Below are 12,955 nucleotides of genomic sequence, written 5' to 3' on the forward strand. Positions count from 1 at the left end.
AATGACCACTACCCAGAGGGAGCTTTCACAGTCCCGGGTATCTTACAGCCTTAAGGAACCCAAACGCAATGAACAACTACGCGTATCTCATTAAAGCAAAGGCAAAAGCCACCGAAGCGAAAAACCTCTTCTGCTGGTTTTCTGCTAAATCAGATTCTCGCGCCGAACGCCGTATCCTGGACATTCTGGAAGACGCTGAGATTAATGTTGGCCGCGGCGCCAACCACCAGCTCCCTATCCGCACTAACTGGCTCATCGTGGATGATCTACCAGAAGAAGGTGTGCTGGATGACACCTGGTGTGATCGCTACGAACTTGGCGAGGATGGATTGAGCTGGCAAAAAATTGCTGCTCCAGCCCCTGCAGAGCCAGAAGTAAGCAATGAACCGGCAGCTAATCCCCCTGCCAGCAAGAATGATGAAGAGGACTATTCAAACAATGAAGATGCCCTGTTCAAGCTGGCCGAAATGCCATTCCGCACGCAGCTGCTGGCTCAGTACATGGCCGACGAACGCCATGTGTATCACATTAGCATTCCACACCGGGACCGCCTTTCCTTAATGGAAATGGATACAGAGAATCACGCTATACAGAATCTGATCCTGGCTGCTGAAAATGTACCGGAAATTAAGAAATACGATATTCCCGGTCTGTGGAAATTCACCAGTGCATTCAAAACCGTTTTCCCTGAAGGGAAACGCTATGAGCTTGGTAAGCAGGTTCAGTTTGCCAAATTATGGTTTCAAACGGCGCACATTGACCGCGGGATTCTGACTAAAGAATGGGCTGCTGGTAATAGTATTTCTGCCGTAAATCGCACGCCCTCCGGCGCGAATGCCGGCGGCGGTAACGCAACAGATCGCCTGACTCCGTTAACGCCCCTCGGCCTTGAATTCGAGATCTGCCTGGGATTGATAGCCCGTACCCAGGAGTTCGACATCTACAGCCCACCGCTGGACGTCGATATTAAGGCAAACAGCATGATGAATAAGATGGAAAACGCTGAGTTCCTGGCAACTCGCGAGCTTTTCATGTCCATGCCTGGTGGTCGCGATTACTCACGGGCCTGTAATGTCGCGACGGTTAAAACAACGCCAGAGGGTTTGTGGAAAGATCCGGTGAAACATCGCGAATATCTGAACCGTGTCATGACTGAAGCCGACCACGCTCACCCGGACGAGCTTATTGTTGATATCGCCTGCGGCCGTTCCTCGATGCCTATGCCAATGCGTAAAGTTGAAGAACCTGACAATAGTGATGCAGATAAGATGACCGGCGCGAATGATCAGGCCGATGATACGCCGGCGCGCGAACTTGAAATCAGGCCTCAGGTAGAACTGGTTATTTCCGGTAAAACTCCAGTAATGGATCTGTCAGAAGCAAGTGAACTGCTTAACCTTTTAGAAATCGAACGGGATAATTTTATCAAATCCCTTTCATTCGACCTTTATTTTATGGAGGTAGGTGGTCTCTCCATTTCAGATGACGAAATTCATCACCTCACATTACAGGCACTGCATAAGTGGATTAAGGTTCCGGCCAGACGTGTGCGAATGCTTGAAGAAGCACTGGCGAACATCCGCACATCAAACGCAATGCCTGAAAACCCGGAGCAAGGTGATCTGCAGGACAAAACAAATCAGATATTAGCCGCTAACCGTGGTGAATATATCGAAGGCATCAGCGATCCTAACGACGGCAAATGGGTTACAGAAGATCTAACCAGAACTAATTCTACCGCAGAGTCCACCAGTGATGTGCAGATGGAAGAGAATTTCGGTAATGAAACCGAAGTTGTTAATGAAATTTCTGAAAGCGAAACAGCACCTGAGACAGGTACAAGTAATGCTGACATTGGTAGCGAAACAACTACCGTAAATATTGAATCCGGTCATCATAATGATGTTGAAGAATTACCAGCAGATGACGTTCACGTCATGGTTGATCTTGAGGTTATGGGTAAAAAACAAAATGCCCCCATCGTTGCTATCGGAGCGGTCGTGTTTAATCCGGCTACAGGCTCAATCGGGGAAAGTTTCTATAAAGTCATAAGCCTCGAGTCGTCTGTAAATTGGGGTGCGGAAATGGATGCACCAACCGTTATATGGTGGCTTAAGCAGTCCTCCGAAGCGCGCTCAGCGATCGTGAATGATGACGCCATCCCGCTACTTGATGCCCTACTCCAGTTCCGTGAATTTATTTTCGAAAATATCCCTGGAGGTCGCAAAACTGCTCAGGTCTGGGGTAATGGCGCATCTTTCGATAATTGTATTCTGCGTTCTTCATTTGATTACATCGCTGAAGAATACCCGTGGGAATACTGGAATGATCGCGATGTTCGAACAATTGTAGAGCTCGGTAAAGCAATTGGAATCGACCCGAAGAAAACCATCCCATTTGAGGGAGAACGGCACAACGCCCTTGCCGATGCTATACACCAGGCCCGGTATGTTTCTGCAATCTGGCAGCGTCTCATTGAGGGTAATAGAGTGCTGCAAAAACTGACTCAAAACTGATTTTTTATTTTCAGAATTACGCCCACCAGCCAGTTATCTTTTACTGGCTGGCTATCTGAGGTGATAGCTATGTACGAACTCACACTGTCACCAGTGGAAATTGCTGAAATTACTGGATACAGACGGTACACAGAACAGCAGCGTCAACTTCGATGTCACGGCATTCCGTTTACTACGGATCGAAGAAATCGCCCAATTGTCCTGCGTAGAAGTCTGGCACCTAATATTACTGAATTGCCAAAGGTTGACGAGTATGTTGCAACAGAACCCAACTTTGACGCCATCTATGGGAAGACCACGTAAAGATCCGAAGGATATACAACTTCCGCCTCGGGTCACAAAAAATAAATATAGCTATGTCTGGAAACCAAAAGGTACAAAGAAAAGTATTAGTTTGGGGAAGATACGCGAAACAAGTATGTCAAAACTCTGGGCCAATTACGAAAAAGCAAAAGCTGAGCGCCATGACGTAATGACATTTGCCAAGCTATGGGGAATGTTCCTCGACAGCCCGACATTCACTGAGCTGGCGACTCGTACCCAGAGTGATTATCGCCAACACCAGAAGAAGCTACTGGCGGTATTCGGAAAGATGAAAGCAGACGACATTAAAATTGAGCAGGTTCGTATTTATATGGATAAGCGCGGCGTTTCCAGTAAGAACCAGGCAAATCAGGAAGTATCCAGCATGTCGCGGGTTTTTGGTTGGGGCTTTGAACGTGGCTATGTGAAGGGAAATCCATGTCGCGGGATCCGTAAGTTCACTCTCGCAGATCGTGACGTTTATATTCCAGATGAAGATTATCTGGCTGTTTACGAATGCGCACGAATAGAAGTAAAGGTTGCGATGGAAATATCTTATCTCTGTGCAGCCCGCGAAGGCGACGTTTTTGATTTGATAGTTTCCGAGCTAATGGAAGATGGGATTTTTATTGAGCAAAATAAGACGGGTAAAAAACAGATCAAGAAATGGACACCCCGTCTACGTGCGGCGATTGATTTGGCTAAAAAACATCTTATCGGAAAATCAGCAGCCGGTTATGTAATCCCTTCACCATCAGGTGGACGGATGAATAAAAAAACATTCAATACATGGTGGAATAACGCGAAAAAGCAAGCCGCGCTGAAACTGGGTCGACCTGTTCCGGGTACGTTCCACGATATTAAAGCCAAGGCGATTTCAGACTATGAAGGTAGTAGCAAAGAGAAGCAGATGTTTAGTGGACACAAAACAGAAAGCCAGGTTGTGACGTATGATCGTAAGGTCAAAATATCGCCGACGCTGGACGTTCCGATGATGAGCAAGGAGAAGTGAAAGCGGCAGTTGGGCAGCAAAATATACCAAGTGAATATACCAACACTATACCAACAGCCCAAAGCAACAAGGGGCTACCTTTCGGTAACCCCTTGTTTAATTTGGCGGAAGCGTAGAGATTCGAACTCTAGAACCCTTTCGGGTCGCCGGTTTTCAAGACCGGTGCCTTCAACCGCTCGGCCACGCTTCCGGTATGGGGCGCACTATAAACACCTCTGCCGATGCTGTAAAGCATCATTTTGTTCAACTGCCTTAAAAACAAACAAATCTGTGTTATTCGTCTGAATTTCAGGCAGTTTGCACAGAAATTCGGCGTTAAGAGCGCCCTTTGACTCAATGTTTTATGATGTACATATCTTTGGTGTAGTAGTAACCCAGCTTATCCGGCTCGAAGCCGCCGACCCACGGCTTCACTAAATGGGTACGTACATAGTGATAAACCGGAATCGCGGGCACATCCTCAGCCAACAGATCCTCCGCCTGCTGATAGAATTTGCCTCGCGCGGCAGTATCCGCCGCCTTCGCCGCATCATGCAGCGCTTTATCATAGGCCGGGTTACTGTATTGGCTGGTGTTTTCGCTGTCGCCGGTGCGGAAGTTATTCAGGAATGACGCCGCATCGTCATAATCGGCGATCCAGGCATAACGCACGGCATCAAAATTATGCGTATGCATGGTATCCAGCATGGTCTTCCACTCCTGGTTCTGCAGCTTCGCCTCTACGCCGAGATTTTTCTTCCACATCGAACTGGCGGCGATAGCAATGCGCTGGTGCGTCTCCGAGGTGTTATACAGCAGATTAAAGACCAGCGGATGGCTTTCATTAAAGCCCGCCTCGTTAAGCAGTTTTTTTGCCTCGGCAATGCGTTTGTCGCGCGGCCAGCTGGCGTAATCCGGTTGTTTCAGCGTGACGCCGCCGATATCGGGCTGGCTAATCAGCCATGCCGGACGTTGTCCCTGCCCCATCACTTTATCGGCGATGATATCTTTATCCAGTCCCATGTTGAGCGCCCGGCGCACTCGGGGGTCATTAAAGGGCGGTTTAGTGGTATTGAGTTCGTAATAGTAGGTCGCCAGCTGTGGCGCAACGTTCAACTGCGAACCCATCGTTTTCTTGAGTAACGCAAACTGGTTCACCGGCACCGTATAAACAATATCTATCTCACCGGCTTTATAACGATTCACATCCGCCGCTTCGGAAGTAATCGGCAGATAGGTCACTTTATTGATTACCGTATGTTCATTATCCCAGTACTTAGGATTGCGTTGCGCCACGATGCGCTCGTTGACGACCCACTTCGACAGCGTGTAAGGGCCGCTGGTGACAATATGTTCCGGTTTAGTCCATTTATCCCCAAAACGCTCCACCAGCACCTTATCAATAGGCACCAGCGACGGGTGAGCAAGCATTGCGAGGAAGGCGGCGTTAGGCTGGTTTAACGTGACCTGCAGCGTGGTATCGTCCAGCGCTTTTACGCCGAGAGTTTCCGGCGGCTGTTTCCCCTCCGAGATGTCGCGGGCGTTAACAATATGCATATTGCCCGGATAGCTGGCGTACGGCGAAGCGGTGGTCGGTGTGACCAGGCGCTGCCAGCTCCAGACGATATCCTGCGCGGTAATCGCTGAACCATCGGACCAGGTGATCCCCGGACGCAGATGGAAAGTCCAGATGAGGTTATCTTTATTCTCCCACTTCAGCGCCAGCCGCGGCTGAATCTCGCCCTGCGGCGAAACGCTTACCAGCCCTTCGAACAGATCGCTAATGATATTAAACTCGACGTCGCTTTCGACCTTATGCGGGTCGAGCGAAGCGGGTTCATTACCGTTGTTCCTGACAAGCTCCTGTTTTGCTGCAAGTTCGGTACCCTGCGGGACCTGGGCGGCTATTGCCGTGGCCGCGCTGCCGAGTAAACCCAAAACCAGTAATGCGTGTGTGATGTGGTTATATTGTTGTCGTTTCATTTCCCTTGCCTTTATGCTTCGTTGATACCCCTTCCACACTTAGTCGCTGACTGGCAATAAGGCAATATTTTTCAGTGACCTATAAGATTCAGATCTGCTTTCCGCCGCTGAACGCATAAACATACTGCATTAATCTGTTTTACCAGAATAAAACGCTGTCCCACCGACACCGGGATCTGAGTAAAGATGGGTAAAAGCATTATGGCTTTCGGCTCGCTTTTCTTATGCTTCATAACTAATTACATCTGTCATAAGAGAGTGACTCATGGATCGTATAATTACCTCATCGCGTGACCGTTCATCGCTGCTCAGCACGCACAAAGTTCTGCGTAACACCTATTTTCTGCTCAGCCTGACGCTGGCGTTTTCGGCGATCACCGCCACCGCCAGTACCGTGCTGATGCTGCCTTCTCCGGGCCTTATCCTCACCCTGGTGGGTATGTATGGTCTGATGTTCCTGACCTACAAACTGGCTAATAAGCCAAGCGGTATTCTGGCGGCCTTCGCCTTTACCGGCTTCCTCGGCTACATTCTGGGGCCAATGCTGAACGCTTACCTGTCCGCAGGCATGGGCGATTTGATCGGCCTGGCGTTGGGCGGCACCGCCCTGGTCTTCTTCTGCTGCTCGGCTTACGTGTTGACGACGCGCAAAGACATGTCTTTCCTCGGCGGCATGCTGATGGCGGGCGTGGTGGTCGTTCTGATTGGTATGGTGGCGAACATCTTCCTTCAGCTGCCGGCTCTACATCTGGCCATCAGCGCGGTGTTCATCCTTATCTCTTCCGGCGCGATTTTGTTTGAAACCAGCAACATCATCCGCGGCGGCGAGACCAACTACATTCGCGCCACCGTTAGCCTGTATGTTTCGCTGTACAACATCTTCGTCAGCCTGCTGAGCATCCTCGGCTTCGCTAGCAGAGACTAACCTTCTCTCCTGCAACACCAGGCCTCGCTTATGCGGGGCCTTATTTTTTGCTACACTGCGCGCAGTTTCCGCATTATGTGACAAATCATGTTTATCTTTGAAGGCAGTGAAATAGAGACCGATAGCGAAGGCTATCTGAAAGAGACGACTCAGTGGAGTGAAGCGATGGCGGAAGTTATCGCCGCGCAGGAAGGGATCAGCCTGTCCGTCGAACACTGGGAAGTGGTGCGCTTCGTGCGCGATTTTTATCTGGAGTTCAACACTTCGCCAGCCATCCGTATGCTGGTCAAAGCAATGGCGAATAAATTCGGTGAAGAGAAAGGCAACAGCCGCTATCTGTACCGGTTATTCCCCAAAGGGCCGGCCAAGCAGGCGACGAAAATCGCCGGCCTGCCGAAGCCTGTAAAGTGCATTTAATAGAGAATAGCGAATTTTTGCCACTCTCTGGTGGGTTGATGGGGCTCAGTTAACACCCTGTCGACCCTTGCGCTACGCGGCCCGCCGGCCTTAAGCCAGGCAATCAGTTTTTCCACCTGCTCCGCTTCCCCGCAGGCCAGCACTTCTACGCTACCATCATCCAAATTTCGCGCATAACCGGTCAGCCCCAGCTGCAGCGCTTCACGCTGCGTTGAATAGCGGAATCCCACGCCCTGGACGACTCCGTGAACCCACGCCATCGTGCATACCTTCGCCATTATTACCCCCTCAACTGCGCTATCCTGATGCAGAGAATAGCAAATTCCCACCAGCATACTCACTTTTGCCTGACGCTAAAACATCCGCCCGGCGGCGGCAGGAATGGTGCTTGCCCCAGCCAGTTATGCTAATCTACGCGCCATTTTTCGGTGCCGACACTCCGTCGCTTAAAGGTAGCTCCATGACAGATTCCATTATCCCCCGCTTAGTATTAGCCAAAGGACGCGAGAAATCCCTGCTGCGTCGCCATCCATGGATTTTCTCCGGCGCCGTCGCCCGGATGGAAGGTAAAGCTCGCTCCGGCGAGACGATCGATATCGTTGATTCGCAGGGGAAATGGCTTGCTCGCGGCGCCTATTCGCCCTCCTCGCAGATCCGCGCCCGCGTCTGGAGTTTCGATCGTCATGAAGCTATCGATAATGCTTTTTTTGAGCGTCGCCTGCAGCAGGCGCAAACCTGGCGTCAATGGCTGGCCGAACGCGATGGTCTTGACAGCTATCGTTTAATCGCCGGGGAATCCGACGGCCTGCCAGGCGTGACAATCGATCGCTTTGGCGATTTCTTCGTCCTGCAGCTGTTGAGCGCCGGCGCGGAATATCAGCGTGCGGCCATCGTCAGCGCTCTGCAGACCCTGTTCCCGCAATGCTCGATCTACGATCGCAGCGATGTGGCGGTGCGTAAAAAAGAAGGATTGGACCTGGCGCAAGGCCCGGTGGTAGGCGAACTGCCGCCAGCGCTACTGCCCATTACCGAACACGGCATGCAGCTGCTGGTAGATATTCAGGGCGGCCATAAAACCGGCTACTATCTCGATCAGCGCGATAGCCGTCTGGCGACCCGCCGCTACGTCGCCGATAAGCGCGTCCTCAACTGCTTCTCTTATACCGGCGGATTCGCGGTTTCTGCGCTGATGGGCGGCTGCCGCCAGGTCACCAGCGTTGATACCTCTCAAGAGGCGCTGGATGTCGCCAGACAGAACGTTGAGCTCAATAAGCTGGATCTGTCGAAAGCCGAATTCGTACGCGACGACGTGTTCAAACTGCTACGTAAATATCGCGATCAGGGGGAAAAATTCGATGTCATCGTCATGGATCCGCCGAAATTCGTCGAAAACAAAAGCCAACTGATGGGCGCCTGCCGCGGTTATAAAGACATTAATATGCTGGCGATCCAGCTGTTAAACCCAGGCGGCGTGCTGCTGACTTTCTCCTGTTCCGGCCTGATGACCACCGATTTATTTCAGAAAATCATCGCCGACGCCGCAATAGATGCCGGGCGTGATGTACAATTTATAGAGCAGTTCCGTCAGGCTGCCGATCACCCGGTGATCGCAACCTACCCGGAAGGACTGTATCTGAAAGGGTTTGCCTGTCGCGTCATGTAACTTGAAAAGCGGAACATCGCCCACACGTTATTCTCATGACTCAAGAACATTTGAAGATGATGGATACAGTGGGCGCCAGCGTTTCCCGGGAGGTGACTATGATTGCCAGCAAATTCGGTATCGGCCAACAGGTTCGCCATACGCTACTCGGCTACCTTGGCGTAATCGTTGATATCGATCCAGAGTATTCGCTTGACGAGCCCGCCGCGGATGAAATCGGCGCCAACGATGAACTGCGCGCGGCCCCCTGGTATCATGTTGTGATGGAAGATGAGGACGGCCAGCCGGTCCACACCTACCTCGCGGAAGCGCAGCTCAGCAGTGAAGCCAGCGATGAACATCCCGAACAGCCGTCGATGGACGAACTGGCGCAGACTATCCGTAAGCAGTTGCAGGCGCCGCGTCTGCGTAACTGACTGGCCTTCACCGCGATGTTTCTGTTAAAAACCCCGCAAATGCGGGGTTTTATTTTACTTCGCTAACCCTAGTCGGGGAATTTCAATAGCCGGACAACGGTCCATAACCACATTTAATCCCGCTTCACGCGCCATCACCGCCGCCTGTTCATTAATCACGCCGAGCTGCATCCACAACGTCTTTGCCCCGATGGCAACCGCCTCTTGCGCCACACCCCACGCCGCTTCAGAGTTGCGGAACACATCAACCATATCGACTTTTTCCGGAACTTCCGCCAGGGTGGCGTAGCCTTGTTGACCAAGTAGGGTTTTACCTGCGACCTTCGGTGAAACCGGAATGACGTGGTAGCCCTGTTCCAGCAGATATTTCATTACCCGATAGCTCGGGCGATCGGGTTTGTCGCTGGCGCCTACCAGCGCAATCGTCCGGGTGGTGGTCAGAATGCTAGCAATATCGTTCTCTTTCATCATAATCCTCCTGCGCTTTAGCCCTAGTGTAAGCTAATCCATGTAAACCAGCCATCAAGCCTAACTCACAGATACGGCAAAATTTTTCTTTCCGACGCTTGCAGCATCAGTCACTTCCAGTACTCTGTCTGCAGGTTAATATAAGTGGAACCCAATTATGGAACTGACAACACGTACCTTACCCGCACGCAAACATATCGCGCTGGTAGCACACGATCACTGCAAAGATCTGCTGATGAAATGGGTCGAACGTCACCAGGCGCTACTGGCTCAGCACCAGCTCTATGCAACCGGGACCACCGGCAACCTGGTCTCACGCGCCACCGGGCTGGAAGTGAAAGCAATGTTGAGCGGACCGATGGGCGGCGACCAGCAGGTGGGCGCGCTGATTTCGGAAGGGAAAATTGATGTACTGATCTTCTTCTGGGATCCGCTCAATGCGGTACCTCACGATCCTGACGTCAAAGCGCTCCTGCGTCTGGCGACGGTGTGGAATATCCCGGTAGCCACGAATGCCGCCACCGCTGACTTTATTATCCAGTCGCCGGACTTTAATCAACCGATTGAAATTTTAATCCCTGATTACCAACGCTACCTTGCCGAGCGCCTGAAGTAATCCCCACGGCGGCCTGATGGCCGCCGACGATCAGGGCTTTCGCGCCACCGGCACGCCCAGTTCCTGCAGTATCTCAACAAATGACGAAGGCCGTTCTTTATTGAACAGCAGCCAGACCCGCAGGCGAGCGCGGGTTATCGCCACATACAGTAGCCGACGCTCTTCAGCATCCGGGAAATCTTCCGGCTGTGGCAACAACGCTTGTTCCATTACCGACTCTCTTGCCGGCGCCGGGAAGGCGTCATCCCCCTCCTGCAGGCCCAACACAATAACAAAGTCAGCCTGCTGGCCTTTGCTGGCATGAATTGTCATAAAATCTAGCTGCAGATGCGGCCAGCGGGTCGCGGCTTTTTCCAGCGCGGCGGGTTTCAGATGGTGATAGCGTGCCAGCAGCAAAATTCGCTGTTCGGGTTTAACGTAGCCGCTCAACTTGTCGAGCAGATCGTCGAGTTTATCGTCGGGCAGCAGGGTCACCGCTTTCTTATCGCCAGCCGTGAGGCTATTCAGCGGTTTAGCCAGCTGATGCGGGTTTTGCTGAATAAAATCATTAGCAATCTCGCCGATACGACCGTTAAATCGATAGGTGGTATCCAGCGCGCAGCAATCTCCTTCGCCAAAGTAGTGGTTAAACGCCGTGGTTAAAGAGAGCTGCGCGCCGCTGAAGCGATAAATCGCCTGCCAGTCGTCACCCACCGCAAATAACGAGGTCTGTTTATTTTGCCGGCGCAACGCCGCCAGCAATTCAGCACGCTGTGGAGAGATATCCTGAAACTCATCAACCAGAATATGTTTCCAGGGGCTCACAAAACGGCCTTTATCCAGTATGTTGACCGCCTGGTGTATAAGCCCGGAGAAATCAACGGCATTTTCCTCTTTCAACGCTGCTTTCCAGGCTTTCAGCAGCGGGGCCATCAGTTTCACACGCTTATTAAAAAGATCGCGAACTTCTTCAGGGGCGCAGGCGATCATCTCCGCCTGCGAGCCGCCGTGCATGCGCATTAAACTAACCCAGCGGTCAAGGCGGCCGGCCAGGCGGCGCAGCAGCACGCGATCCTGCCAGAAATCACCTTCGTCAATCTGCCACTCCATCTCATCCACCAGCCACTGACGCCAGCCTTTGGCCTGCGCTTTTTTCTCCTGACACTGCTGCTGCCAGGCCTTCAACAATAGCTTTTGCCGGGCGGCTGTATCGTTTTCCAGCTTACTGATCGCCGGCACTTTCTTGCTGCCCTGCTGAATAATATGCAACGCCAGTGAATGGAAAGTTCGCGCGGCAATCTCGTCAGTTCCCAACCGCTCCTGAATACGTTCATCCATTTCCTGAGCAGCCTGACGGCCAAAGGCCAGTAGGAGGATCTGATCCGCCGCTGCTTCGCCGCGATTTAATAACCACCCGGCACGAGCGACCAGTACCGACGTTTTGCCGCTACCGGCGCCAGCAAGAACCAGCAGCGAACGCTCGCCGTTAACCACCGCCCGCGCCTGCGCCGGGTTGAGCGGCGAAGACTCAATCTTATCGAAGAAACCGCGATACTGTTCCAGCATAGCTTCGGTATAGGCTTGATTATGCGCCAGGCGAGCCTCGTCGATATCGCTAAGCCAACATTGACACTGGCGCCACAGTTCGCGGCAATTATCGAATTCATCCAGACGGCTCTCAGGGAAAGGCAACCCGGTTAAAGCCCGGCGGATTTTATCCTGCACGTCCGCGACCTGCTGGCGCGTCAACCACTTACCTTCGGCGCTGGCTCGTTCAATTTCACTTAACTGCTGGCGCAGCAAGTCCGCGGCGATTTCGCTCATCTCCGCGCTCCACTGCTGCCAGAGATTATTGAGATGATGAAAGAAATGCTGCGTCTCAGTCCATTCGGTACCATGCAAACGCACAACTTTGCTTTCCGGCAGCACGAACTCCAGCTCGCCCCACACCAGGCCACGCTTACATTGAACTGACAATAACTGATTGAAAGGTATAAGATACTCATGACGATCGCCTGAGACTTTGACCCCGGCATTAAGCAACTGCACCCGATCATAAGGATGCTGTGCCATGCGTTTGCCCAATGTTGTCGCTTTAAGTTCCATATATCGCCAAATTTCAATCAGTTTGAATGTTTTTAAGTTTAACCGCCCGCGAGCAGGTGCTCCAGCGCAAAAAAACGTTACAATTGCCGGGTCTTATTATCCACAGGGTAAACCAGAGGGTTTATGCGTACCATTCTGAATATTTTGAACTTTGTTCTTGGCGGTTTCGCCACCACGCTCGGTTGGCTACTGGCGACGCTGGTCAGTATTATTTTGATCTTCACGTTACCGCTGACGCGTTCATGTTGGGAAATCACCAGACTATCGCTGTTACCCTACGGTAATGAAGCAATTCATGTTGATGAACTGGAACCTGAAGCAAAAAACAGTTTACTGAACGCGGGCGGCACTATTTTGAATATTTTGTGGTTCATGTTCTTCGGTTGGTGGCTGTGCCTGATGCATATTTTCAGCGGTATTGCGCAGTGCCTGACCATCATTGGTATCCCCGTGGGGATCGCCAATTTTAAAATTGCCGCCATTGCTCTTTGGCCGGTAGGACGCCGCGTGGTCTCCGTTGAAACGGCTCGCGCCGCGCGCGAAGCCAACGCCCGCCGTCGCTTTCAGTAATT

The 12,955-nt window shown here is 51.9% G+C and carries 13 protein-coding genes and 1 tRNA gene; 9 read left to right on the forward strand and 5 right to left on the reverse strand.

Annotated features, from left to right (window positions below):
* Positions 1–68: 68 nt before the first annotated feature.
* The 3 genes from ABLU78_RS21580 (at position 69) to ABLU78_RS21590 (ending at position 3,831) form a co-directional block, all read left to right on the forward strand.
* On the forward strand, positions 69–2,516 hold the full coding sequence (locus ABLU78_RS21580) for a 3'-5' exoribonuclease (protein ID WP_348820666.1): 2,448 nt from the start codon (positions 69–71) through the stop codon (positions 2,514–2,516).
* Positions 2,517–2,585: 69 nt separating this feature from the next.
* Entirely contained in the window at positions 2,586–2,819 is a 234-nt protein-coding gene (locus ABLU78_RS21585) for a DUF4224 domain-containing protein (protein ID WP_071609812.1), read from the forward strand.
* The gene (locus tag ABLU78_RS21590; protein ID WP_047043804.1) at positions 2,803–3,831 is read left to right on the forward strand and encodes a tyrosine-type recombinase/integrase; all 1,029 of its coding nucleotides are present in this window, start codon (positions 2,803–2,805) and stop codon (positions 3,829–3,831) included. Before ABLU78_RS21585 ends, ABLU78_RS21590 begins: the two co-directional genes overlap by 17 nt.
* Before the next feature lie 102 nt (positions 3,832–3,933).
* On the opposite strand, the gene ABLU78_RS21595 is transcribed toward ABLU78_RS21590, so the two are convergent.
* Both ABLU78_RS21595 and ABLU78_RS21600 read right to left on the reverse strand, forming a co-directional pair.
* Positions 3,934–4,021, reverse strand: a tRNA-Ser gene (locus ABLU78_RS21595).
* 143 nt (positions 4,022–4,164) lie between these two features.
* Positions 4,165–5,793, reverse strand: a complete 1,629-nt coding sequence (locus ABLU78_RS21600; protein WP_046884159.1) for an ABC transporter substrate-binding protein — start codon at positions 5,791–5,793, stop codon at positions 4,165–4,167.
* Between the two features lie 265 nt (positions 5,794–6,058).
* Between ABLU78_RS21600 and yccA the strand changes: the two genes are divergently transcribed.
* Together yccA and tusE are read left to right on the forward strand one after the other, a co-directional pair.
* On the forward strand, positions 6,059–6,718 hold the full coding sequence (gene yccA / locus ABLU78_RS21605) for an FtsH protease modulator YccA (protein ID WP_015704916.1): 660 nt from the start codon (positions 6,059–6,061) through the stop codon (positions 6,716–6,718).
* A gap of 87 nt (positions 6,719–6,805) precedes the next feature.
* Positions 6,806–7,135, forward strand: coding sequence for a sulfurtransferase TusE (tusE, locus tag ABLU78_RS21610; RefSeq protein WP_015367412.1), 330 nt, complete (start codon positions 6,806–6,808; stop codon positions 7,133–7,135).
* Here the strand turns inward: tusE and yccX are convergent.
* A complete protein-coding gene (gene yccX, locus ABLU78_RS21615) occupies positions 7,132–7,413 on the reverse strand; it encodes an acylphosphatase (RefSeq protein ID WP_015704915.1) in 282 nt (93 codons plus the stop codon). The genes tusE and yccX overlap by 4 nt on opposite strands.
* A gap of 182 nt (positions 7,414–7,595) precedes the next feature.
* On the opposite strand from yccX, the gene rlmI reads away from it, so the two are divergent.
* Positions 7,596–8,798 (forward strand): 23S rRNA (cytosine(1962)-C(5))-methyltransferase RlmI, encoded by a 1,203-nt coding sequence (rlmI, locus tag ABLU78_RS21620; protein ID WP_015367414.1) that lies wholly within the window; start codon positions 7,596–7,598, stop codon positions 8,796–8,798.
* 98 nt (positions 8,799–8,896) lie between these two features.
* Complete coding sequence (gene hspQ / locus ABLU78_RS21625; RefSeq protein WP_015367415.1) at positions 8,897–9,214, forward strand: heat shock protein HspQ; 318 nt, start codon at positions 8,897–8,899, stop codon at positions 9,212–9,214.
* A 54-nt stretch (positions 9,215–9,268) separates the two neighbouring features.
* On the opposite strand, the gene ABLU78_RS21630 is transcribed toward hspQ, so the two are convergent.
* Positions 9,269–9,682 (reverse strand): CoA-binding protein, encoded by a 414-nt coding sequence (locus tag ABLU78_RS21630; protein ID WP_015704912.1) that lies wholly within the window; start codon positions 9,680–9,682, stop codon positions 9,269–9,271.
* A gap of 157 nt (positions 9,683–9,839) precedes the next feature.
* On the opposite strand from ABLU78_RS21630, the gene mgsA reads away from it, so the two are divergent.
* A complete protein-coding gene (gene mgsA / locus ABLU78_RS21635; RefSeq protein WP_015367424.1) occupies positions 9,840–10,298 on the forward strand; it encodes a methylglyoxal synthase in 459 nt (152 codons plus the stop codon).
* Between the two features lie 30 nt (positions 10,299–10,328).
* Here the strand turns inward: mgsA and helD are convergent, their stop codons facing one another.
* Positions 10,329–12,383, reverse strand: a complete 2,055-nt coding sequence (gene helD / locus ABLU78_RS21640; protein ID WP_048228616.1) for a DNA helicase IV — start codon at positions 12,381–12,383, stop codon at positions 10,329–10,331.
* 123 nt (positions 12,384–12,506) lie between these two features.
* On the opposite strand from helD, the gene ABLU78_RS21645 reads away from it, so the two are divergent.
* Positions 12,507–12,953 (forward strand): YccF domain-containing protein, encoded by a 447-nt coding sequence (locus tag ABLU78_RS21645; RefSeq protein ID WP_047056215.1) that lies wholly within the window; start codon positions 12,507–12,509, stop codon positions 12,951–12,953.
* The last annotated feature ends 2 nt before the right edge of the window (positions 12,954–12,955 follow it).

It is taken from the genome of Klebsiella sp. JN_Kp122 (genome assembly GCF_040062085.1).
GTDB classification, from domain to species: domain Bacteria; phylum Pseudomonadota; class Gammaproteobacteria; order Enterobacterales; family Enterobacteriaceae; genus Klebsiella; species Klebsiella aerogenes.

Excerpts from the sequence above, each read along its gene's own strand:
- ABLU78_RS21580 (WP_348820666.1), top strand. The coding sequence starts at position 69 with ATGAACAACTACGCGTATCTCATTAAAGCAAAGGCAAAAGCCACCGAA.
- hspQ (WP_015367415.1), top strand. The coding sequence starts at position 8,897 with ATGATTGCCAGCAAATTCGGTATCGGCCAACAGGTTCGCCATACGCTA.
- ABLU78_RS21585 (WP_071609812.1), top strand. The coding sequence starts at position 2,586 with ATGTACGAACTCACACTGTCACCAGTGGAAATTGCTGAAATTACTGGA.
- yccX (WP_015704915.1), bottom strand. The coding sequence starts at position 7,413 with ATGGCGAAGGTATGCACGATGGCGTGGGTTCACGGAGTCGTCCAGGGC.
- ABLU78_RS21590 (WP_047043804.1), top strand. The coding sequence starts at position 2,803 with ATGGGAAGACCACGTAAAGATCCGAAGGATATACAACTTCCGCCTCGG.
- helD (WP_048228616.1), bottom strand. The coding sequence starts at position 12,383 with ATGGAACTTAAAGCGACAACATTGGGCAAACGCATGGCACAGCATCCT.
- tusE (WP_015367412.1), top strand. The coding sequence starts at position 6,806 with ATGTTTATCTTTGAAGGCAGTGAAATAGAGACCGATAGCGAAGGCTAT.
- ABLU78_RS21630 (WP_015704912.1), bottom strand. The coding sequence starts at position 9,682 with ATGAAAGAGAACGATATTGCTAGCATTCTGACCACCACCCGGACGATT.
- rlmI (WP_015367414.1), top strand. The coding sequence starts at position 7,596 with ATGACAGATTCCATTATCCCCCGCTTAGTATTAGCCAAAGGACGCGAG.
- yccA (WP_015704916.1), top strand. The coding sequence starts at position 6,059 with ATGGATCGTATAATTACCTCATCGCGTGACCGTTCATCGCTGCTCAGC.
- mgsA (WP_015367424.1), top strand. The coding sequence starts at position 9,840 with ATGGAACTGACAACACGTACCTTACCCGCACGCAAACATATCGCGCTG.
- ABLU78_RS21645 (WP_047056215.1), top strand. The coding sequence starts at position 12,507 with ATGCGTACCATTCTGAATATTTTGAACTTTGTTCTTGGCGGTTTCGCC.
- ABLU78_RS21600 (WP_046884159.1), bottom strand. The coding sequence starts at position 5,793 with ATGAAACGACAACAATATAACCACATCACACACGCATTACTGGTTTTG.